Here is a 19,800-nt window from a genome sequence, read left to right on the forward strand (position 1 = left end):
CGCCCATGCCCCGCCTGGACCTGCCGCCCGAGGAGGCAATGACCGAAGCCCAGAAGGCCGCCGTGGCGGAGGCCGTCTCCGGCATCCGCGGCCGCGTCCCCGCGCCAATGGTCGCCTGGCTGCAGAACCCGGAGCTCGCGAGCCGCGGCCAGAAGCTCGGCGAGTTGCTGCGCTACCAGACGACGCTGGAACCGCGCCTGTCGGAACTCGCGATCCTGGTCTGCGGCCGCCACTGGACGTCGCATTACGAATGGACCGCGCATAAGCGCGAAGGGCTGAAGGCGGGGATGGACCCCGAGGTGATCGCGGCCATCGCCGCGCGCCGCACGCCGAGCCTGCGCGATGCGCGCGAACAGGCGGTCTACGACGTCTCGACCACGCTGCTGTCCACAGGCCGCGTGCCGAAGCCGCTGTATGAGGCCGGCGTCGCCGCACTGGGCGAACGCGGCGTGGTCGAGCTGGTCGGCATCCTCGGCTACTACTGCCTGGTCGCGCTGACGCTGAACACCTTCGAGCTCGGCATCCCCGGCTCCATCGCCCCCGAGCTCAACGACCCCGAATTCGCGGGAGCCAGCGCATGACCCACAGCATGCAGCAGCACCAGATCCCGGTGCGCGAGGATTGGCTCGGGACCTGCGTCGAGGATGCGATCGACCCCGCGCAGCCCATCATCGACCCGCATCACCACCTGTGGGACCAGCCGGGCTGGCGCTACCTGCTCGATGAATTGCTGGCGGATCTCGCGACCGGCCACGACGTGCGCGCGACGGTCTATGTGCAGTCCTCGCGATCCCTGCTGCGCGCCGATGGGCCTGGGGAGATGCGCGCGGTGGGCGAGACCGAATTCGCCAACGGCGTCGCGGCGATGTGCGCGAGCGGCCGCTATGGCGCCATCCGCGCCTGCGCCGGCATCGTGGGTGCGGCCGACCTGCGGCTCGGCGCCGCGGTCGCACCGGTGCTCGAGGCGCATGCGAAGGCGGGCGGCGACCGCTTCCGCGGCATCCGCCACATCGCGACCTGGGACCCGGACCCCGCGATGCTTAACCCGTCCTACACGCCACCCGAGGACATGATGGACAGCGCGGGCTTCCGCGCCGGCATGGCCGAGCTCGGCAAGCGGGGGATGACCTTCGACGCCTGGATCTACTTCCACCAGCTTCCGAAGCTGGTCGCGCTGGCGCGAGCCTTCCCGCAGGTGCCGATGGTCCTCGACCATTGCGGCGGCATCCTCGGCATCGGGCGCTACGAGGGAAAGCGCGACGAGGTCTTCGCGACCTGGTCAGCGCATATGCGCGACCTCGCCACCTGCCCGAACGTGATGGTGAAGGTCGGCGGCCTCGGCATGCGCCTGCCCGGCTTCGGCTTCGAGACGCGCCCGCGCGCGCCGTCCTCGGCCGAACTCGCCGAGGCCTGGCGCCCCTGGATGGAGCACTGCATCGAGACCTTCGGCGCCGCGCGCTGCATGTTCGAGAGCAACTTCCCCGTCGACAAGGGCGGCTATGCCTACGCCATCGGCTGGAACGCGATGAAGCGCATCGCCGCGGGCGCGAGCGCATCCGAGAAGACCGATCTCTTCTGGCGGAGCGCCGCGCGCTTCTACCGCCTGCCCGAGATCGCCTGAGACCACGACACGACGGAGGACACCCCATGCGACGCAACGTGATTGCCGCCGCCCTGCTCGGCGCGCTGGCCGCCCTGCCGGCCGCGGCGCAGGACGCCTACCCCTCCCGTCCCATCCGCTTCGTGGTGCCCTTCGCGGCCGGGGGGCCGAGCGACATCGTCGCGCGCATCATGGCCCCGCACATGCAGCAGACGCTGGGCCAGCCCGTGGTGGTGGACAACCGCCCCGGCGCGGGCGGCGTGACGGGCGTGGACGTCGTCGCGAAGGCGGCGCCGGACGGCTACATGTTCGGCATCGGCAGCGCCGGCGCGCTCGCCATCTCGCCCAATCTCGGCCGCGGCACGCCCTATGATCCGGTGCGCGACCTGGCACCCATCACCCTCGGCGTGTTGGTGCCGGAACCCGTGGTCGTGCCGGCGGTCTCGCCCTACCGGACGCTGCAGGACCTGATCACGGACGCCCGCGCACGGCCGGGCGCGCTGAACTTCGGCACCACCGGCAACGGCTCCATGCCGCACCTCGCGGCCGAGCAGCTGCGCGCCGCCGCCGGGCTCGACATCGTGCAGATCGCCTACAACAGCGGCGGGCAGCTCGCGACCGCGGTGCTGCGCAATGAGGTTCAGCTCGGCTTTGCGGACCTGCCCGTGCTGCTGCCGCAGATCAATGCGGGGGCGATGCGCGCGCTCGCAGTCGGGACGCCGGAACGGCTGACCTGGATCCCCGACGTGCCGACCTTCCGTGAGCTCGGCCTGCCCTCGGTCGACGCCAGCAACTGGCATGGGCTGGTGGCGCCCGCGCGGACCCAGCCCGCGGCACTCGAGGCCCTGCGCCGTGCGGCCATCGCCGCGCTGCAGGACCCCGATGTCCGGCGCCGCCTGCACGACCAGGGCGCCATCCCCGGCGGCAACCCGGCCGAGGAATTCGGCGCCTTCATCCGCAGCGAGAACGCCAAGTGGCGCGAGGTGATCCAGCGGAACAACATCCGCCCGGATTGAGGCTCAGCCCTCCTCAGGCTCCTGCATCCGGCTGAGGCCATCCCTCAGCCGGTCCAGCAGCTTGAACAGCAGCACGCATTCCTCGGTCGAGAAGCCGTCGAGCGCGGAGTCGTAGTAGCGGCGGATGCTGCCGAGCATCGCGCCCCAGATGTCGATCCCCTGCGACGTCAGCCGCACATGGCGCAGCCGCCCATCGGCGCCGGCGGTGCGCACGCGCTCGACCAGGCCCGCCTGTTCCAGCCGATCGAGCACGGCCGTGAGGTTCTGGCGGCTGACCATCAGGAAGCCGATCAGCTGCTTCACCGTCATGCCACGGTCGCGGACCGAGGGGCGGGACAGGGCGCCGAGCACCGCCCATTGCTGGGTGGTGGCGCCGAAGTCGCCGACCGCCTTCGTGCCCGTCTTATGCATGAGATTCGACGCCTGATAGAGGCGCAGGAAGAGCCGGTTCGCCACGTCGAACCGGGCCTGCTCCTCGGCGGCGGCGCTTGCGGACGCCTGATCCATCAACCTATTGCCATTTCCATCTGAATATAGCATACCTTTGTCATATCAGTTCCGCCAGCACGGAGGCACCATGCGCGGCCTGAAGGACAGGGTGGTCATCGTCACCGGTGGGGCCGGAGGCATCGGCGGCGCCACCTGCCGCCGCTTCGCCGAGGCGGGGGCGAAGGTTGCGGTCTTCGACATCGACGCCGCGGCGGCGGAACGGGTCGCGGGGGCGATCGGCGGCGGCGCCCGTGCCTTCGCCTGCGACATCACCGACCATGCGGCGGTCACGGCTGCCGTCGCGGCGGCCGAGGCCGCGCTCGGCCCGGTGCATATCCTGGTCAACAACGCCGGCTGGGACGTGTTCCGCCTGTTCAAGGACAGCACGCCCGCCGAATGGCAGAAGCTGATCGCCATCAACCTGGTCGGCGCGCTCAACATGCATCACGCCGTGCTGCCGGGCATGATCGCGCGCAAGGCGGGCCGAATCGTCAACATCGCCTCCGACGCCGCGCGCGTGGGGTCCTCGGGCGAGGCGGTCTATGCCGCCTGCAAGGCCGGGCTCCTGGGTTTCTCCAAGACGCTCGCACGCGAACATGCCCGCCAGGGCATCACGGTGAACGTGGTCTGCCCGGGGCCGACCGATACCGCGCTCTTCGCCGGCTACAAGGAAGGCGCGGGCAACCCCGAGAAGCTGGACGAGGCCTTCCGCCGCGCCGTGCCGATGGGCCGCATCGGCACGCCGGAGGACCTGCCCGGCGCCATCCTGTTCTTCGCGAGCGACGACGCCGCCTACGTCACCGGCCAGGTGCTGAGCGTCTCCGGCGGCCTGACGATGGCCGGATGAGGAAGGACGAAAGATCATGGAATACGAGGACATCCTCTACACGGCCGCAGATGGCGTCGCCACCATCGCCATCAACCGCCCCAAGGTGATGAACGCCTTCCGCGGGCGCACCTGCGAGGAACTGATCCACGCCTTCAACAAGGCCGGCTGGGACAAGTCCATCGGCGTCATCGTGCTCACCGGCACAGGCGACCGCGCCTTCTGCACCGGCGGCGACCAGTCCGCCCATGACGGCAACTATGACGGGCGCGGCATCATCGGCCTGCCGGTCGAGGAATTGCAGTCCATCATCCGCGAGGTCCCGAAGCCCGTCATCGCGCGCGTGCAGGGCTATGCCATCGGCGGCGGCAACGTGCTCGCGACCATCTGCGACTTCACCATCGCGTCCGAGAAGGCGCAGTTCGGCCAGGTGGGCCCCAAGGTCGGCTCGGTCGATCCGGGCTTCGGCACCGCCTACCTCGCGCGCATTGTGGGCGAGAAGAAGGCGCGGGAGATCTGGTACCTCTGCCGCCGCTACACCGCCGCCGAGGCGATGGCGATGGGCCTGGTGAACACCGTGGTCCCGCACGACCAGCTCGATGCCGAGGTGGCGAAGTGGTGCGCCGAGATCCTTGAGAAGAGCCCGACCGCGCTCGCCATCGCGAAGCGGTCCTTCAACGCCGACACCGACAGCATCCGCGGCATCAGCGGCATGGGGATGCAGGCGCTCGCCATGTACTACGCGACCGAGGAATCCCAGGAAGGCGTCCGCGCCTTCAACGAGAAGCGCAAGCCCGACTTCCGAAAGCACCAGAAGTGACGACCGCCCTGACCGAGGAGCAGCACGCCCTGCAGGAGGCCGCGCGCCGCTTCGCCCGCGAGCGCATCGCCCCCGGCTACATGGCGCGCGAGAAGACCGGACGCGTCGACCGCGGCCTGGTGCGGGAGATGGGCGCGCTCGGCCTGATCGGCGCCGACCTGCCGGAGGAGCATGGCGGCCTCGGCGCGCCATCGGTCACCGCGGGGCTGGCCATCGAGGCGGTGGCCCATGCCGACATCAATGTCTCCTACGTGCCGCTGCTCGCCTCGCTGAACGGGCAGATCATCGCGCGGCATGCCTCACCCGAACTGGCGGGCGAATGGATCCCGCGCATCGTTGCGGGCGAGGCGCTGTTCTGCATCGGCCTGACCGAGCCGCGCGGCGGGTCGGACGCGGCGAACCTGCAGCTCTCCGCCCGGCGCGATGGCGACGACTACGTGCTGAATGGGGAAAAATCCTCCATCAGCATGGCCGACCAGGCCGATGCCGCGGTGATCTTCGCCCGCACCGGCACGCCCGACAGCGGGGCACGCGGCGTCTCGGCCTTCCTCGTGCCGATGGATGCGAAGGGCGTCACCACGACGCGCTTCAACGACCTCGGCAGCCATGCCATCGGACGCGGGTCGATCTTCTTCGACGATGTCCGCATCCCGGCGGCGAACCGCCTCGCCGAGGAAGGCATGGGCTTCGTCCAGGTCATGCAGGGCTTCGACTATTCGCGCGCCCTGATCGGGTTGCAGTGCTGCGCGGCGGCCCAGGCCTCGCTCGACGAATCCTGGGCCTATGTGCAGGAACGCCAGGCCTTCGGCGCGCCGATCGCGCAATACCAGGGCGTGACCTTCCCGCTCGCGGAAGGCGAGGGCCTCGTCGCCGCCATCCGGCAGCTCTGCTACCACACGCTGCGGCTACGCGACGAAGGCGCGCCGCATACCGCCGAGGCCGCCATGTGCAAGTGGCTCGGGCCCAAGACGGCGGTCGACGTCATCCACCAGTGCCTGCTGACCCATGGCCATTACGGCTGGTCGCTCGACCTGCCCCACCAGCAGCGGCTGCGCGACGTCATGGGGCTCGAGATCGGCGACGGCACGGCGCAGATCATGAAACTGATCGTGGCCCGCGAAAGGGCCGGCAAGGCGGCGGTGCAATACGCGACACGTCGCTGAGAACAAGTCTGCAAGGGAGGAATGCATGGAGGTCCAGAAGGAGAGGCTGCTCGCCCGGCGCGCCGCCATGCGCGCGGCGGGCCATTGGCGCGACGAGACGCTGCTCGACCACCTCGCCCGCGCGGTCGCCGCCAGGCCCGGCCACACCGCGATCGTCGCACGGCGTTCCGAGACCGGGGAGGCGCGACGCATCACCTATGCCGAGCTCGACCGGCTTTCGACCCACGTCGCGATGTCGCTGCGACAACGCGGCATCGGCGCAGGCGACGTCGTCTCCTTCCAGCTGCCGAACTGGTGGGAATTCTCGGTCCTGCACCTCGCCTGCCTGAAGCTCGGCGCGGTCAGCAACCCGCTGATGGTGATCTTCCGGGAACGCGAGCTCGGCTTCATGCTCGGCCTCGCGGAATCGAAGGTGATGGTGGTGCCGCACCGCTTCCGCGGATTCGACTACCCCGCCATGGTCGCCAATGTCCGCGACCGGCTGCCGGCGTTGAAGCACGTGGTCGTCGCCGGCGGCACCGGGCCGGATGCCTATGACACGCTGCTCTCGCCGCAGGGCGATCCCGCCGCCTTCCGCCCCGCACCGCCCTCGCCCGACGACGTGATCCAGCTGCTCTACACCAGCGGCACCACGGGCGAGCCCAAGGGCGTGATGCACAGTTCGAACACGATGCTGTCGAACCTTGCGCCCTTCGCCGAACGCCTCGGCCTCGGCGCCGGGGACGTGATCCACATGCCCTCCCCGCTCGCACACCAGCTCGGCTTCATGTACGGCATCGTGCTGCCGGTGATGCTGGGCGGCACCGCCGTGCTGCAGGACATCTTCGCGCCCGAGGAAATGGCCCGCCAGATCCGCGACGAGGGCGCGACCTTCACCATGGGCGCGACGCCCTTCCTCAACGACCTCACGGAACATGTCGCCCGCACCGGCGAGGGCACGCCGAGCCTGCGCGTCTTCGTCTCCGCCGGCGCGCCGATCCCGCGCGCCCTCGTCGCCAAGGCGCGCCCGACGCTCGGCGCCGCCATCGTCTCGGCCTGGGGCATGTCGGAGAACGGTGCCGTCACCACCACCTATCTCGACGACGTCGAGGAGAAGGCCACCACCACGGATGGCTGCCCGCTGCCGGGGATGGAACTGCGTGTCCTCGATGCCGAAGGCGGGCTCGCGCCCGCAGGCGAACAGGGCCGCCTCCAGGTGCGCGGCTGCTCGAACTTCTTGGGCTACCTCAAGCGCCCCGAGCTCGACACCACCGACCCGCAGGGGTGGTTCGACACCGGCGACCTCGCCCGCATGGACCCCGAGGGCTACATCCGCATCGCCGGACGCTCCAAGGACATCATCATCCGCGGCGGCGAGAACATCCCGGTCGTCGAGGTCGAGGGCCTGCTGTTCCGCCACCCCGCCATCGCCGAGGTCGCGGTGGTCGGCTACCCGGACGACCGCCTCGGCGAGCGCGCCTGCGCCTATGTCCGCCTGCGCGAAGGCGCGAGCCTGACGCTCGCGGAGATGACCGCCTACCTGCAGGAGCAGCGGATGGCGCGGCAATACATGCCGGAACGGCTCGAGATCGTGCAGGAACTGCCGCGCACGCCGAGCGGCAAGATCCAGAAGTTCCGGCTCAGGGAAATGGCGCGCGACTGACGGCGCCGGGAGGGGCGCCGCCCCTCCCGTCCGTCGCTCAGATCGGCGCGCAGGCGGCGCGCAGCCAGGCGCGCGTCGGCTCCTCCACCTGCGGGCCGATCTCGGCCAGCACCCGCGCGTGGTAGGCGTTCAGCCAGTCGCGCTCCGCCGCCGTCAGCAGGGCCGGATCGATCAGCGCGCGGTCGAAGGGCGCGAGCGTCAGCGTCTCGAAGGCAAGGAACGGCTTCGTCGCATGCGGCAGCGCCGCCGGCACGACGAGCAGCAGGTTCTCGAGCCGGATGCCGTATTCGCCCGGCGCGTAGAAGCCGGGCTCGTCGGACAGGATCATCCCTTCGCGCAACGGCACGATGCGCGCGGCGCGGCTGAAGGCGACCGGGCCTTCATGCACCGACAGGAAGGACCCGACGCCATGGCCGGTGCCGTGGTCGAAGTCGAGCCCCGCATCCCACAGCGCCCTTCGCGCCAGCGCATCGAGGTGCGGCCCCGCGACGCCCGCCGGGAACTTCACGGTGGCCAGCGCGATATGCCCCTTCAGCACCCGCGTCACCCGGTCCTTCAGGGTCGCCGGCGCGGCGCCCGGCCCGGTCCAGAGCGTGCGCGTGATGTCCGTCGTGCCATCCATGAACTGGCCGCCGGAATCGATCAGGTAGACCTCGTCCGGCGCGATGCGACGATTGGTCTCGGGCGTGACGCGGTAATGCACGATGGCGCCGTGCTCGCCGGCGCCCGAGATCGCCGGGAAGCTCTCGCCGCGGAACAGCGGCAGGGCGCAGCGGAAGTCGAGCAGCTTCGCCGCGGCCGAGATCTCGGTCAGCCCGCCCTTCGGCGCTTCCTCGGCGAACCAATGGAGGAAGCGGGCCATGGCCGCGCCGTCGCGCCGGTGCGCGGCATGCGCGCCCTCGCGCTCCGCGGGGTTCTTGCAGGCGCGCGGCAGGCGGCAGGGGTCCTCGCCGGCGGTGATCTCGGCCCCTGCCTGGCGCAGCCAGTCGGAGAACCAGGCCGGCGTCGCCTCGGCGTCGATGCGCACGCGCTTGCCGCGCAATTCGTCGAGCGCATGGGGCAGTTCCTCGCGCGGCCGCACCGTCACCTCATTGCCGAGATGCGCGAGCGTCGCGCCCGGCACCTTCCGCGGCGCCATGAACAGGTCGACATGCGCATCCGCATGCAGCAGCGCGAAGCCCAGCGCGAGCGGCGTATGCGCGAGGTCCCCGCCACGGATGTTGAGCAGCCAGGCGAGCGAATGCGGATCCGCCAGCACCACCGCGTCCTCGCCCGCCTCGCGCAGCGCGGCGGCGGCCTCGGCGCGCTTTTCCGCCGCGGGCTTGCCGGTGAAGCCGATCGGATGCGGCACCGCTTCCGCCATCGGCGCGGCCGGGCGGTCGGCCCAGGCGGCGTCGAGCGGGTTCGCCGCGAGCGGGCCGAAATGCACGCCCGGCGCCTTCAGGCGTTCGATGGCGGGCGCGGCATGCAGCCAGGGATCGTAGCCGATCGTGAGGTCCTGGGCGTGGGCCTTCAGCCACTCCGTCGCCGGCTCCTCGGTGATGTGCCGGCATTCCCACAGCGCCGGGTCGGTCTGGTTGCGGACCTGCAGGGTGTAGCGGCCATCGGTGAAGACCGCGGCGCGGTCCGGCAGCACGATCGCCATGCCGGCGGATCCGGTGAAGCCGGTCAGCCAGGCGAGGCGTTCGCCGGCGGGCGGGACGTATTCGCCCAGGTGTTCGTCGGACCGGGGGATGATGAAGCCCTGGACGCCGGCTTGGGCGAGCCGGGCGCGCAGGGCGGCGAGGCGTTCGGAGGGGCTCAGGGCAGTGATCCTTGTCACCTACTCACTGCATGTATCCACAGGAAACAATGCGTCTGACGCATGACTCATGCGTGACCTTGGCGCATCACCTGTTGCACTGCAGCATCTAGATTGCGGCCTCGTAAGGTTGGCGCCCGCTCAGGAGACGCCAACCACACCAAGGACACTTAACATGGACGCCCGTATCACCAAGGCCGAGGCTGCCCTGCTTCTCCCGGCCGCCACGTCTCCCTCCCGCAGCGCCGCCGAGGCCGAGGCCGTGCGCCTCGCCGCCATCGCGGCGCGCGACGACGCCGTGGCCACCACCGTTCGCCGCGCCGCCGGCGCCGCCGCCCGCACGGTCGAGGCGCTGGCCCGCGCCATCGCGACCTTCCCGCAGCGTGTCGCCACCTACAACGCGCTGCGCCGCCTGTCGGATCGCGAACTTCGCGACATCGGCATGACGCGCTACGACATCGGCCGGGTCTTCGAGCCCGGCTTCAACCCGCGCCCGGCGAACGACGCCGGCGAGCGGCCGGCCCCCCGGGCCGCCTGACGCGCCGGGGCCGCGGCATCTCCCCCCTTCGGCCGCGGCCCCTCGCGCCACGATTGATGCCCTGGCGCGCTCCGCTCTAGCCTCCCGCCCGTCATGGTGCGGGAGCCTTCGATGCGTCGCCTGGTGCTTGCCCTGCTCTGCTGGTTCGCCGGCGTCGCCACTGCCGCCGCCCAGGCGCCCTGCCCCGGCAATTTCGAAGGGCGCAGCGAGGCCGTGGCCTGCACCTGCTCGGCCGAGGCAGCCTCCGGCGGCTCCGTCTGGGGCAGTGGCCCCTACACCACCGACAGCCGCGTCTGCCGTGCCGCCGTTCATGCCGGCGCGATCCCGGCCACCGGCGGCCTGATCCATGTCTTCCCCGCCCCGGGCGAGGCTGCCTATCGCGGCAGCACCGCCCATGGCGTGACATCCATGGAATATGGCAGCTGGGGCGGGTCGTTCGTCGTCACCCCGCCGGGCGGCACCGCGGCGCGGCCGCTGACGGCCTGCCCCGACAGCTTCCAGGACGGCAGCGGCACGATCTCCTGCACCTGCACGCCCGCCGCCACCGCCTCCGGGTCGGTCTGGGGCAGCGGGACCTACACGTCCGACAGTCGGATCTGCCGCGCCGCCGTCCATGCCGGCGTGATCCCCGCGGCGGGCGGGGCCATCACCGTGACCCCGGCTCCGGGCCGCGCGAGCTACGACGGCAGCGCCGCCAACGGCGTCACCTCGAGCCGCTACGGCGCCTGGAGTTCCTCCTTCACCGTTGCCGGCATCGCGCCGCCGCCGCCGCGCCCCGTCCTCGACGGACCGCCCGCCTGCCCAGCCGCCTTCGGCGGCCAGTCGGCGCCGCTCGCCTGCACCTGCACGGCCGAGGCCGCCGCGGCCGGGACCGTCTGGGGCACCGGCGTCTACACCACCGACAGCCGCGTCTGCCGCGCCGCCGTCCATGCCGGCGTCATCCCGCCCGCCGGCGGAGTGGTGAACGTCGTCCCGGTGCCCGGGCTGCCGGCCTATTTCGGCAGCGCGCAGAACGGCGTCACCTCGGCCAGTTACGGCCCCTGGAGCGCCTCCTTCTCCTTCCGCCGCTGAGCGCCTAGCCTCCCCGTCGAAGACGAGGGGAGAAACGCCGATGCATCTCGGCCTGTTCATGATGCCGCTGCATCCGCCGCACCGGCCGATGCACGAGACCCTGGCCGAGGACACCGAGAAGTCGCTGCTGGCCGACCGGCTCGGCTTCAACGAGCTCTGGGTCGGCGAGCATTTCTCCGCCACCTCCGAACCCATCGCCTCGCCGCTGATGTTCATGGCCGGGCTGATCCATCGCACGCGGCTGACCTTCGGCACGGGCGTGATCAACCTGCCCAACCACCACCCCGCCATCGTCGCGGCCGAGGTCGCGCAGTTCGACCACATGTCGGGCGGGAGGCTGCTGTTCGGCATCGGCTCGGGCGGCCTCGCCTCGGACTTCGAGTTGTTCGGCGACATCGAGCCGGTGGAGCGCGGCAAGCGCATGCTGGAATCCATCGCCACCATCCAGGCGATCTGGGACAGCGAGCCGCCCTACGAGATCGAGGGCCGCACCTGGCCGATCCGCCTGACGCGCACCGTGCTGCCCGACTATGGCGTGGGCTACATGCCCAAGCCCTTCCGGCCAGGCGGCCCGTCCGTCCACATCTCCGCGCGCCAGCCGAACAGCTTCAGCGTCACCGTCGCCGCCGCGCGCGGCTGGGGCGTCATCAGCGCCAATTTCGTCGCGCATCGCGTGCTGGCCGGGCATTGGCAGGGCATGGCGAAGGGCCTGGGCGATGCCGGCCGCCCCGTGGACGGATCCAACTGGCGCGTCGCGCGCAACATGGTGATCGCCGCGACCGACGCCGAGGCACGCGCCCGCGCCACCGCCCCGGAAGGGGCGACGCGCTACTACTTCGACTACCTCGGCAGCCTGGCGAAGCGCGCCGGCCTCGCCGGCACCATGACGCCGCGCGAGGAGATGGACCCGGCGAGCGCGACGACCGAGGACATGATCGAGGCCTGCGTCATCGCCGGCAGCCCGAAGACCGTGCTCGACCGTCTCGTCGCGCTGCGCGAGGAGGTCGGGCCCTTCGGGCACCTGCTGATGCCGGGGCTCGACTGGTCCGGCGTCAATGCGGCCTGGGAGGCGGAGACGATGAAGCACCTCGCGGAGGAGGTGATGCCGAAGCTGCGGCAGCACGCGGAAGCGGCGGCGAAGGCCGCGGAATGAACATCGGGGGCGGAGGGAACTCCGCCCCCGAACCCCAACCTCCTTCCTTGGCCACCTGCGCGGGCGCGTTGGACGGGGCGTTCACCGAAGATCAACGAATGCGCCGCAAGCTGAGACGATGCAGGTCGCCCTCAATGCCTCGGTCCAGGGGATGCAGCGCGCGGGCGAACGCCTCGCCGATGCGGCGACCATCATCGCCGATCCCACGCCGGGCAGCGCGCGCGCGGCCGATCCCTCGCCGGCGCCACCCAGCGGCAACCAGGCGCTGACCGCGGCGCAGGCCAGCGGCGACATCGAACGCGCCATGGTCGGCGCCATCCAGGCGCGGCGAGCCTATGAGGCCAACGCGCGCGCCCTCGAACGCAACGCCGAACTCGTCAGGCGCGGCGCCTGAGCACCAGCGTTGTCCACGGCCCCACGTCGATCCGCCGTTCCAGCACCAGCCCCGCACGCCGGTGCGCCGCCAGCACCATCCGCGCCTGCGTGCCCAACAGCCCTGCCAGGATCGCCGTGCCGCGCGGCGCGAGGTGCATCGCCAGATCCTGCGACATGGCGCAGAGCGGCCGCGCCAGGATGTTCGCGAAGATCAGGTCGTAGCGCACGCCCTTCATCAGCCGCGGCTTCCAGCCATCGGCCAGGATCGAGCGCATGCGCCGCGGCCCGAGCCCGTTCATCCGCGCATTCTGGTCGCAGACGCGCACCGACCAGGGCTCGATGTCGGTCGCCAGCACACGGCACGGCACCGTCTTCGCCGCGGCCATCGCGAGGATCCCCGACCCGCTGCCGAGGTCGCAGACGCTGCGCGGGCGGCGATGCGCGATCGCCTCATAGGCGCGCAGGCAACCCTGCGTCGACGCGTGTTCCCCCGACCCGAAGGCCAGGCCCGCATCCAGCTTCAGCACCACGCGTCCATAGGTCGCCGGGTCCGGCACATGCGTCGGCCGGATCAGGAAGCGCCGGCCGATCGGCATCTCCGGGAAGGCCTGCACGGTGCGGGCGAGCCAGCCGTCGGCTTCCACCGGCGCGGCCTGCAGCGCCGGGGGCTCGATGCCTGCGACCGCGGCGGCGAGCGCCAGCGCGGCGTCCAGTTCCTCATCGAGCGCGCCGGCCTCGCGCACGCCTTCGATGCGCCAGGTGTCGGTCGGCTCGTCGCGGAAATAGGCGACGGTGGTGCAGACCTGCTCGAGCGCGGCCTCGAAGACCGGCACGGCGTGCTCGGGCAGCCCGTCGATCACCAGGGCTTCCAGCGGTTCGGCGCGGCGGCGGGACAGCGCGCCCGGCGCATCGGGGCCGGAGGGCCTCATCGGGTCTTCTCCACGAAACTGTCGAGCAGGCGCTTCGTGCCCGCCTTCTCGAACTCGATATCGAGGCGGTTCTCCTCGATACCGGTGATGCGGCCATAGCCGAATTTCTGGTGGAAGATGCGCTCCCCGATCGCGAAGTTGCCGGTCGCGGCGGGGCGTTCCTTCACTTCCCACGCACCGGCCTCGATCGTCCGCCGCGGACGTTGCGCGAACAGACCGCCGCCCGCGAAGACCGAGGCATGGGACCGTGCCTCCCGCTGCGCGCCGCCCTCGCGGATGATCTCGCCGACCGGCAGCTCGTCCAGGAAGCGCGACGGAATCGAGGCCTGCCAGTTGCCGTAGATGCGCCGGTTCGCCGCATGGCTGATGACGGCGACGCGCCGCGCCCGCGTGATGCCGACATAGGCGAGGCGCCGTTCTTCCTCCAGCGCCTTCTCCCCGCCCTCGTCGAGCGAGCGCTGCGACGGGAACAGCCCTTCCTCCCAGCCCGGCAGGAAGACCATGTCGAACTCCAGGCCCTTCGCCGCGTGCAGCGTCATCAGCGAGACGCGCTCGCCTTCCGCCGCCTCGTCATTCTCCATCACCAGGGAGACATGCTCGAGGAAGCCGGACAGGTTCTCGAACTCCGCCATGGCGCGGACGAGTTCCTTGAGGTTCTCGAGCCGCCCCGGTGCCTCCGGCGACTTGTCCTGCTTCCACATCTCGGCGTAGCCGGATTCGTCGAGCAGCGTCGCGACCATGACGACATGGCCCTCGGTGGCGTTCTGCGCGCGCCAGCGCTCGAAGCCTTGCAGCAGCTCGCGCAGCGCCTCGCGCGCCTTGGCCTGCTTGATCGCGCCGGTCTCGAGCGCCCGCGCCGCGGCAAGGGACAGTGGCAGCGATTCCGCCCGCGCGATGGCGTGCATCGCCTGCATCGCGGTGTCGCCCAGCCCGCGCTTCGGCGTGTTCACGATGCGCTCGAAGGCGAGGTCGTCGGCCGGCTGCGCCACGACGCGCAGATACGCCATCGCGTCGCGGATCTCGGCCCGTTCGTAGAAGCGCGCGCCCCCGACGACGCGATAGGGGATCCCGAGGACGATCAGCCGTTCCTCGAAGGACCGCGTCTGGAAGCCCGCGCGCACCAGGATCGCGACCTCGCCGAGCGAGAAGCCGGACCGGCGCGCGGCCTCGATCCGCTCGCCGACCATGCGCGCCTCCTCCTCGCTGTCCCACAGCGAGACGACACGCACCTTCTCCCCGTCCGCATCCACGCGCCCCGGACGCAGCGTCTTGCCCAGCCGCCCCGTATTATGCGCGATCAGCGCGGAGGCAGCGGCGAGGATGGGTCGCGTCGAGCGGTAGTTGGATTCCAGCCGCACGATCTGCGCGCCGGGAAAATCCTTCTCGAAGCGGAGGATGTTCTCGATCTCCGCGCCCCGCCAGGAATAGATCGACTGGTCGTCGTCGCCGACGCAGCAGATGTTCTTGTGCGCCTGCGCGAGCAGCCGCAGCCAGTAGTACTGCACCAGGTTGGTGTCCTGGTATTCGTCGACCAGGATGTAGCGGAAGCGGCGGTGGTATTCCGCGAGGATGTCAGGGTGGTTGCGCAGCAGCGTCACCACATGCAGCAGCAGGTCGCCGAAGTCGCAGGCGTTCAGCGCCTTCAGGCGGTCCTGGTAGGCGGCGTAGATCTCGGTGGCGCGGCCGCCGGCATAGTCGGAATCCTCGGCGGGCGTGACGGCCTCGGGCGAAAGGCCGCGGTCCTTCCAGCGTTGGATCACGCCCATCAGGCCGTTGACCGGCCAGCGCTTGGTGTCGATCCGCGACGCTTCCATCACCTGCTTCAGCAGCCGCGTCTGGTCGTCGGCATCGAGAATGGTGAAGTTCGACGACAGGCCGAGCTGGTCGGCATGCCGCCGCAGCATCCGCGCGGCGAGCGCATGGAATGTGCCGAGCCACAGCCCTTCCGCCGGCTGGCCGAGGATGGCGGAGACGCGCTCGCGCATCTCCCGCGCCGCCTTGTTGGTGAAGGTGACCGCCAACACCTGGGACGGATACGCCTTCCCCTGCAGCAGGATGTGCGCGAAGCGCGTGGTCAGCACGCGCGTCTTGCCGGTGCCCGCGCCAGCGAGGACCAGCAGCGGCCCGTCCACCGCCTCGACCGCCGCGCGCTGTTCCGGGTTCAGCCGGACCAGGTAGTCCGCGCCGCTCATTGGCAGTTCCCCACCGATCCGGCCGCGCAGACGCGCCGCCCATCGGTCCAGCGCGCGCCGCCGAGTACCGCGCCCGACAGGTTCGCCCCCGTCAGGTTCGCGCCCGACAGGTCAGCGCCGGTAAGGTCGGCGCGGAACAGCGTCGCGCGCCGCAGGTCCGTCCCGGTGAGGGTCGCGCCCTGCAGGTTCGCCCGCGTGAAATCGGTGCTGCGCAGGATCGCGCCCGACAGGTCCGCGCCGGAGAGATCGGCGGACACGAAGCGCGCCTCCATGGCCTCGACCCCGGTGAGCTTGGCGCCCGCGAGCGTCGCCCGCTGGAAGGAGGCATCGCGCAACTGTGCGCCGGAGAGATCGGCGCCAGCCAGGTCGCTCGCATCCAGCAGGCAGCGTCGCCATTCGACGCCCGGGGCGGGCGGATCGTTGCAACCGGCCAAGGCCGGCCCGGCGAGGAGGACCAGCCCCGCGACGAGGGAGGGGAGCGAGGATGGCGTGCGCACGGCGGGGGATATAGAACCTTACGCGAACTCCTCCAACCGCCGGACGGTCTGACCCTGTTTCTGCTGCGATTCCTCGAATGGTCGGCCCGGCATGGCAGCGCGTTGCTGGCGGGCAGCATCTTCGTGGGCGTTGCGCTGGCGCCGCTGGCGTCCACCATGCGCGGCGTGGTCACGCCTGCGGTCGCGCTGCTGATGACGCTGGTATTGCTGCGCATCGATCCCGCCCAGGTCATGGCGTGGTTGCGGCGGCCCTGGATGGTGACCTTCCTGTCGGCCTGGGTGCTGCTGGTGGCGCCACTGGTCGCCTTCGGCGTCACCCGCGCGATGGGTCTGGACGGTCCGTTGGGCGCCGGGATCGTGCTGGTGGCGGCGAGTTGCGCCGTGACCTCGGCGCCCGCCTTCGCGCGGCTGGTGGGCCTCGATGCCGAGATCAGCCTGATCGTCGCCGTGGCCACGACCGCGCTGCTGCCCTTCACGGCGCCGCCGCTGGCGCTGGGGCTGCTCGGCCTCGACCTCGCCATCTCCGTCGGCGGGCTGATGCTGCGGCTTGCGCTGATCATCGGGCTTCCGGCACTGCTCGCGCTCGCCATCCGCCGCTGGGTGGGGGCGGCGCGGCTCGAGGTCGTGGCGAAGCCGCTCGACGGCGCGGCGGTGCTGGTGCTGGTGGTCTTCGCCTTCGGGGTGATGGACGGGGTTCAGGCCCGCCTGCTGGCCGATCCGCTCTGGGTGGCGGGCGGGCTGGTCGCGGCCTTCGGGGTGAATTTCGGCCTCAACGGGCTGACCGCGCTGGCGCTGATCCCCTTCCTGGACCGCCGGACGGCGCTGACGGCCGGGCTGCTGGCGGGGAACCGCAACCAGGCGGTGTTCCTGGCCGTCCTGCCGGCCGCCGCCGATCCGTCGATCCTGCTGTTCTTCGCCATCGGGCAGATCCCGATGTTCGTGGGGCCCTTCGTGCTGCGGCCGGCCTATGCGCGGCTGCGCCGCGCCTAGACCAGCCGGCGCCCGTCAGCCCTTCTTCGGCCGCGCCCCCAGGATATGCGCGATCGCATAGGTCAGGTCCGGCCGGTTCAGCGTATAGAAGTGGAACTCGTCCACACCGTTCGCCTGCAGCAGCCGCACCTGCTCGGCCGCCACCACGGCGGCCACCATGCGCCGCGTCTCGGCGTCTTCCTCCAGCCCCTCGAACAGGTGCCCCATCCAGGCGGGCACGCTCGCGCCGCACATGGCCGAGAACTTCACCACCTGCTGGAAGTTCGACACCGGCAGGATGCCCGGGACGATCGGCACCGTGATGCCCTTGGCGAGGCAGCGGTCGATGAAGCGGAGATAGACCTCGGAATCGAAGAAATACTGGGTGATCGCCCGCGTCGCCCCGGCATCGATCTTGCGCTTGAGGAAATCGAGGTCCGCATCGGCGGAAATTGCCGCCGGATGCACCTCGGGATACGCGCCGACGCTGATCTCGAAATCGGCGATCCGCTTCAGGCCCCGGACCAGGTCCTCGGCCTGGGCATAGCCACCCGGATGCGGGGTGTAGGTGGTCGCCCCCGCCGGCGGGTCCCCGCGCAGGGCCACGATGTGGCGCACGCCGGCATCCCAGTAGCGGCGGGCGACGGCGTCGACCTCCTCCTGCGTCGCGCCGACGCAGGTGAGGTGCGCGGCGGGGGTGAGGGAGGTGTCGGCGACCAGCCGGGCCACCGTCTGGTGGGTCCGCTCCTGGGTCGATCCGCCCGCCCCGTAGGTGACGGAGACGAAGCGCGGCCCGAGCGGCTCCAGCCGCCGGATGCAGGTCCAGAGCTGGTCCTCGAGCTTCTCGGTCCTGGGTGGGAAGAACTCGAAGGACAGGCCCGGCGCCGGCAGGTCCGACGGCGCGGGCAGCCCGGCCACCCTCGGGCCGGTGAGCCAGCGGGCCAGGGTTCCGCTCATCGGATGGTTCATCGCGCCTCGTCCTCGTTCATCGGGTTCCCGCTCCGGCCGGGGCGGCTCCTCTGGCCTGTCGCGGGCGGGCTGGCAAGGCTTCGTTACGCTTCGCGGCGCGACGACATGAGCGTCGCCGCCGGGTCGGCTGGACTTCCAATTGCGATTCGGCCCACAACATCCTGAACCGACCCGTTCCAAGCCTGGACCGAAGGCTGTATTCCGGCGCGATGCCCCGCACCCCCGTTCACCGACTTGGCCTCTGCGCGCTCGCCCTCGCCTTGGCGTTGAACGCCTGCGCGACCCGGCCCGGCGAAGACGACCCCGAGGGCCTCGCCGAGTACCGCGAAGCCAACGACCCCTTCGAGCCGACCAACCGCGTGATGTTCGAGGTGCACGAGGCGATCGACCGCGCGGTCCTCCAGCCGATCACCGAGGCCTACCGCGACGTCCTGCCCCAGCCGGTGCGCACGGGCATCCGGAACCTGCTCGGCAACCTGCGCTCCCCCGTCATCCTGGCCAACGACCTGTTGCAGGGGAACATCAGCCGGGCCCGGGTGACGCTCGCGCGCTTCATGGTCAATTCCACCCTCGGCCTCGGCGGTCTGCTCGACGTCGCGCGGGACTGGGGCGTGCCCGGCCATTCGGAGGATTTCGGCCAGACGCTCGCCGTGTGGGGGGCCGGGGAAGGCTTCTACATGTTCGTCCCCCTGCTCGGGCCGTCCTCCCCGCGGGACGTGGCCGGCCAGGGCGTCGACTTCGTGTTCAACCCCCTGACCTGGCTCGGGCAGGGAATCCTGGTCGACGTGGCGGGCTGGAGCCGGCTCGGGCTGACCGTGGTCGACACGCGTGAGGCGCTGCTCGAGCCGATCGACCAGCTCCGCGCGACCTCCCTCGATCCCTATTCCACGCTGCGGTCCGCCTATCGCCAACGCCGCGGCTACGAGATCCGCAACGAAGAGGACCGCGGCCGCGTTGTCGGTCCGTCCGGCGTGACCGGCTTCGGCCAGGGCGTGACGCAACCGGAACCGGCGCCCGCCCAGACTCCCGCCCGGTGACTCGGAATCCTCGGCAGAGATCCCATATGACGCCCATGAATCGCCGCCTTCTCCTGTCGTCGCCCTTCTTCGCCGCTGCCGTCCTCGCCCTGCCCCAGGCCGGCTGGGCCGAGATGGACCTGAACCGGGCGACCACCTTCATCCAAACCGCCGGCAACGACCTGGTCACGGCGATCAACGATCCGCGCCTCGACCTCAATGCCCGTAGGGACAAGGTCGCTCAGATCCTGCGCCGGACCATCGATATCGAGGGGACCGGGCGGTTCATCCTGGGCCGCTACGTCCGGCAGGCGAGCCCCGCCGAATTGACCGAATACAATCGGCTGTTCGATGACATCATCGTGCGCAACCTTTCGGCGCGCTTCGGCGAGTACCGCGGGGTCAAGTTCTCCCTCGGTCGCAGCCAGCAGCGGACCGAGGAGGACGCCCTGGTCAACACCATCGTCGAGCGGCCGAGCACACCGCCCTTCTCGCTCGATTGGCGGGTCAGCGAGATCGGAGGTCAACCTAGAGTTGTGGATGTCATCGCCGAGGGTACCTCCCTGCGGCTGACGACCCGGTCGGAATACTCCGCGGTGATCCAACGCAATGGCGGGCGCGTGGCCTCCCTGCTCGACGCCATGCGCAACCAGATCACCCAGCTCGCGGCCCGGGAGGGCCGGGGCTGACCGTCGGACTTGACGCGGATCAAGACATCGAGCGTTCGAGAGTGA

20 protein-coding genes are annotated in these 19,800 nt (G+C 70.9%); 14 read left to right on the forward strand and 6 right to left on the reverse strand.

Annotated elements, in window-relative coordinates; translation table 11 throughout:
* Nucleotides 1–5 precede the first annotated feature (5 nt).
* From GWK16_RS02720 to GWK16_RS02730, 3 genes are read left to right on the forward strand one after another with little or no spacing between them, the layout of a single operon-like run.
* Nucleotides 6–581: a carboxymuconolactone decarboxylase family protein gene (locus GWK16_RS02720; RefSeq protein WP_170052422.1), complete on the forward strand. Its 576-nt coding sequence runs from the start codon at nucleotides 6–8 to the stop codon at nucleotides 579–581.
* Nucleotides 578–1,621, forward strand: a complete 1,044-nt coding sequence (locus tag GWK16_RS02725) for an amidohydrolase family protein (protein ID WP_170052423.1) — start codon at nucleotides 578–580, stop codon at nucleotides 1,619–1,621. Before GWK16_RS02720 ends, GWK16_RS02725 begins: the two co-directional genes overlap by 4 nt.
* Nucleotides 1,622–1,647: 26 nt before the next feature.
* Entirely contained in the window at nucleotides 1,648–2,616 is a 969-nt protein-coding gene (locus GWK16_RS02730; protein WP_170052424.1) for a Bug family tripartite tricarboxylate transporter substrate binding protein, read from the forward strand.
* Nucleotides 2,617–2,619: 3 nt separating this feature from the next.
* Here GWK16_RS02730 and GWK16_RS02735 read toward each other — a convergent pair whose 3' ends face one another.
* Nucleotides 2,620–3,123 (reverse strand): MarR family winged helix-turn-helix transcriptional regulator, encoded by a 504-nt coding sequence (locus tag GWK16_RS02735; protein WP_170052425.1) that lies wholly within the window; start codon nucleotides 3,121–3,123, stop codon nucleotides 2,620–2,622.
* Between the two features lie 70 nt (nucleotides 3,124–3,193).
* On the opposite strand from GWK16_RS02735, the gene GWK16_RS02740 reads away from it, so the two are divergent.
* From GWK16_RS02740 to GWK16_RS02755, 4 genes are read left to right on the forward strand one after another with little or no spacing between them, the layout of a single operon-like run.
* Nucleotides 3,194–3,952, forward strand: a complete 759-nt coding sequence (locus GWK16_RS02740) for an SDR family oxidoreductase (RefSeq protein WP_170052426.1) — start codon at nucleotides 3,194–3,196, stop codon at nucleotides 3,950–3,952.
* A 16-nt stretch (nucleotides 3,953–3,968) separates the two neighbouring features.
* On the forward strand, nucleotides 3,969–4,751 hold the full coding sequence (badI, locus tag GWK16_RS02745; protein ID WP_170052427.1) for a 2-ketocyclohexanecarboxyl-CoA hydrolase: 783 nt from the start codon (nucleotides 3,969–3,971) through the stop codon (nucleotides 4,749–4,751).
* Nucleotides 4,748–5,914, forward strand: coding sequence for a cyclohexanecarboxyl-CoA dehydrogenase (gene aliB / locus GWK16_RS02750; RefSeq protein WP_170052428.1), 1,167 nt, complete (start codon nucleotides 4,748–4,750; stop codon nucleotides 5,912–5,914). Before badI ends, aliB begins: the two co-directional genes overlap by 4 nt.
* Nucleotides 5,915–5,939: 25 nt before the next feature.
* Nucleotides 5,940–7,556, forward strand: coding sequence for a cyclohexanecarboxylate-CoA ligase (locus GWK16_RS02755; RefSeq protein WP_170052429.1), 1,617 nt, complete (start codon nucleotides 5,940–5,942; stop codon nucleotides 7,554–7,556).
* A 37-nt stretch (nucleotides 7,557–7,593) separates the two neighbouring features.
* Here GWK16_RS02755 and GWK16_RS02760 read toward each other — a convergent pair whose 3' ends face one another.
* Entirely contained in the window at nucleotides 7,594–9,369 is a 1,776-nt protein-coding gene (locus GWK16_RS02760) for a M24 family metallopeptidase (RefSeq protein WP_170052870.1), read from the reverse strand.
* Nucleotides 9,370–9,532: 163 nt separating this feature from the next.
* Here GWK16_RS02760 and GWK16_RS02765 point away from each other — a divergent pair, with 163 nt between their 5' ends.
* The 4 genes from GWK16_RS02765 to GWK16_RS02780 all read left to right on the forward strand — a co-directional run bounded on the left by GWK16_RS02765 (nucleotide 9,533) and on the right by GWK16_RS02780 (nucleotide 12,513).
* Nucleotides 9,533–9,895, forward strand: coding sequence for a DUF1127 domain-containing protein (locus GWK16_RS02765; protein WP_170052430.1), 363 nt, complete (start codon nucleotides 9,533–9,535; stop codon nucleotides 9,893–9,895).
* 111 nt (nucleotides 9,896–10,006) lie between these two features.
* Nucleotides 10,007–10,966, forward strand: a complete 960-nt coding sequence (locus GWK16_RS02770; protein ID WP_170052431.1) for an LCCL domain-containing protein — start codon at nucleotides 10,007–10,009, stop codon at nucleotides 10,964–10,966.
* A gap of 40 nt (nucleotides 10,967–11,006) precedes the next feature.
* Nucleotides 11,007–12,119 (forward strand): LLM class flavin-dependent oxidoreductase, encoded by a 1,113-nt coding sequence (locus GWK16_RS02775; protein WP_170052432.1) that lies wholly within the window; start codon nucleotides 11,007–11,009, stop codon nucleotides 12,117–12,119.
* A 118-nt stretch (nucleotides 12,120–12,237) separates the two neighbouring features.
* Nucleotides 12,238–12,513 (forward strand): hypothetical protein, encoded by a 276-nt coding sequence (locus tag GWK16_RS02780; protein ID WP_170052433.1) that lies wholly within the window; start codon nucleotides 12,238–12,240, stop codon nucleotides 12,511–12,513.
* On the opposite strand, the gene GWK16_RS02785 is transcribed toward GWK16_RS02780, so the two are convergent.
* The 3 genes from GWK16_RS02785 to GWK16_RS02795 are packed head-to-tail and all read right to left on the reverse strand — an operon-like array spanning nucleotide 12,497 to nucleotide 16,112.
* Nucleotides 12,497–13,423, reverse strand: a complete 927-nt coding sequence (locus GWK16_RS02785; RefSeq protein ID WP_170052434.1) for a 50S ribosomal protein L11 methyltransferase — start codon at nucleotides 13,421–13,423, stop codon at nucleotides 12,497–12,499. The genes GWK16_RS02780 and GWK16_RS02785 overlap by 17 nt on opposite strands.
* Nucleotides 13,420–15,615 (reverse strand): ATP-dependent helicase, encoded by a 2,196-nt coding sequence (locus GWK16_RS02790; RefSeq protein ID WP_170052435.1) that lies wholly within the window; start codon nucleotides 15,613–15,615, stop codon nucleotides 13,420–13,422. Before GWK16_RS02790 ends, GWK16_RS02785 begins: the two co-directional genes overlap by 4 nt.
* A complete protein-coding gene (locus tag GWK16_RS02795; protein ID WP_338144380.1) occupies nucleotides 15,612–16,112 on the reverse strand; it encodes a pentapeptide repeat-containing protein in 501 nt (166 codons plus the stop codon). The genes GWK16_RS02790 and GWK16_RS02795 overlap by 4 nt, the downstream gene beginning before the upstream one ends.
* A 102-nt stretch (nucleotides 16,113–16,214) precedes the next feature.
* Between GWK16_RS02795 and GWK16_RS02800 the strand changes: the two genes are divergently transcribed.
* A complete protein-coding gene (locus tag GWK16_RS02800; protein WP_248291080.1) occupies nucleotides 16,215–17,102 on the forward strand; it encodes a hypothetical protein in 888 nt (295 codons plus the stop codon).
* Nucleotides 17,103–17,117: 15 nt separating this feature from the next.
* Here the strand turns inward: GWK16_RS02800 and metF are convergent, their stop codons facing one another.
* Nucleotides 17,118–18,038, reverse strand: coding sequence for a methylenetetrahydrofolate reductase [NAD(P)H] (gene metF, locus GWK16_RS02805; RefSeq protein WP_248291081.1), 921 nt, complete (start codon nucleotides 18,036–18,038; stop codon nucleotides 17,118–17,120).
* Nucleotides 18,039–18,259: 221 nt separating this feature from the next.
* On the opposite strand from metF, the gene GWK16_RS02810 reads away from it, so the two are divergent.
* A complete protein-coding gene (locus tag GWK16_RS02810) occupies nucleotides 18,260–19,087 on the forward strand; it encodes an MlaA family lipoprotein (RefSeq protein ID WP_170052437.1) in 828 nt (275 codons plus the stop codon).
* Nucleotides 19,088–19,122: 35 nt separating this feature from the next.
* Entirely contained in the window at nucleotides 19,123–19,755 is a 633-nt protein-coding gene (locus GWK16_RS02815) for an MlaC/ttg2D family ABC transporter substrate-binding protein (RefSeq protein WP_170052438.1), read from the forward strand.
* The last annotated feature ends 45 nt before the right edge of the window (nucleotides 19,756–19,800 follow it).

Source organism: Neoroseomonas marina, assembly GCF_012927745.1.
GTDB classification, from domain to species: domain Bacteria; phylum Pseudomonadota; class Alphaproteobacteria; order Acetobacterales; family Acetobacteraceae; genus Neoroseomonas; species Neoroseomonas marina.

What these genes read in the sequence shown, in the direction of transcription:
- GWK16_RS02780 (WP_170052433.1), top strand. Translation starts at nt 12,238, where the DNA reads ATGCAGGTCGCCCTCAATGCCTCGGTCCAGGGGATGCAGCGCGCGGGC.
- GWK16_RS02790 (WP_170052435.1), bottom strand. Translation starts at nt 15,615, where the DNA reads ATGAGCGGCGCGGACTACCTGGTCCGGCTGAACCCGGAACAGCGCGCG.
- GWK16_RS02785 (WP_170052434.1), bottom strand. Translation starts at nt 13,423, where the DNA reads ATGAGGCCCTCCGGCCCCGATGCGCCGGGCGCGCTGTCCCGCCGCCGC.
- metF (WP_248291081.1), bottom strand. Translation starts at nt 18,038, where the DNA reads ATGAGCGGAACCCTGGCCCGCTGGCTCACCGGCCCGAGGGTGGCCGGG.
- GWK16_RS02765 (WP_170052430.1), top strand. Translation starts at nt 9,533, where the DNA reads ATGGACGCCCGTATCACCAAGGCCGAGGCTGCCCTGCTTCTCCCGGCC.
- badI (WP_170052427.1), top strand. Translation starts at nt 3,969, where the DNA reads ATGGAATACGAGGACATCCTCTACACGGCCGCAGATGGCGTCGCCACC.
- GWK16_RS02730 (WP_170052424.1), top strand. Translation starts at nt 1,648, where the DNA reads ATGCGACGCAACGTGATTGCCGCCGCCCTGCTCGGCGCGCTGGCCGCC.
- GWK16_RS02725 (WP_170052423.1), top strand. Translation starts at nt 578, where the DNA reads ATGACCCACAGCATGCAGCAGCACCAGATCCCGGTGCGCGAGGATTGG.
- GWK16_RS02740 (WP_170052426.1), top strand. Translation starts at nt 3,194, where the DNA reads ATGCGCGGCCTGAAGGACAGGGTGGTCATCGTCACCGGTGGGGCCGGA.
- GWK16_RS02810 (WP_170052437.1), top strand. Translation starts at nt 18,260, where the DNA reads ATGCCCCGCACCCCCGTTCACCGACTTGGCCTCTGCGCGCTCGCCCTC.
- GWK16_RS02775 (WP_170052432.1), top strand. Translation starts at nt 11,007, where the DNA reads ATGCATCTCGGCCTGTTCATGATGCCGCTGCATCCGCCGCACCGGCCG.
- GWK16_RS02735 (WP_170052425.1), bottom strand. Translation starts at nt 3,123, where the DNA reads ATGGATCAGGCGTCCGCAAGCGCCGCCGCCGAGGAGCAGGCCCGGTTC.
- GWK16_RS02815 (WP_170052438.1), top strand. Translation starts at nt 19,123, where the DNA reads ATGAATCGCCGCCTTCTCCTGTCGTCGCCCTTCTTCGCCGCTGCCGTC.
- GWK16_RS02770 (WP_170052431.1), top strand. Translation starts at nt 10,007, where the DNA reads ATGCGTCGCCTGGTGCTTGCCCTGCTCTGCTGGTTCGCCGGCGTCGCC.
- GWK16_RS02755 (WP_170052429.1), top strand. Translation starts at nt 5,940, where the DNA reads ATGGAGGTCCAGAAGGAGAGGCTGCTCGCCCGGCGCGCCGCCATGCGC.
- GWK16_RS02720 (WP_170052422.1), top strand. Translation starts at nt 6, where the DNA reads ATGCCCCGCCTGGACCTGCCGCCCGAGGAGGCAATGACCGAAGCCCAG.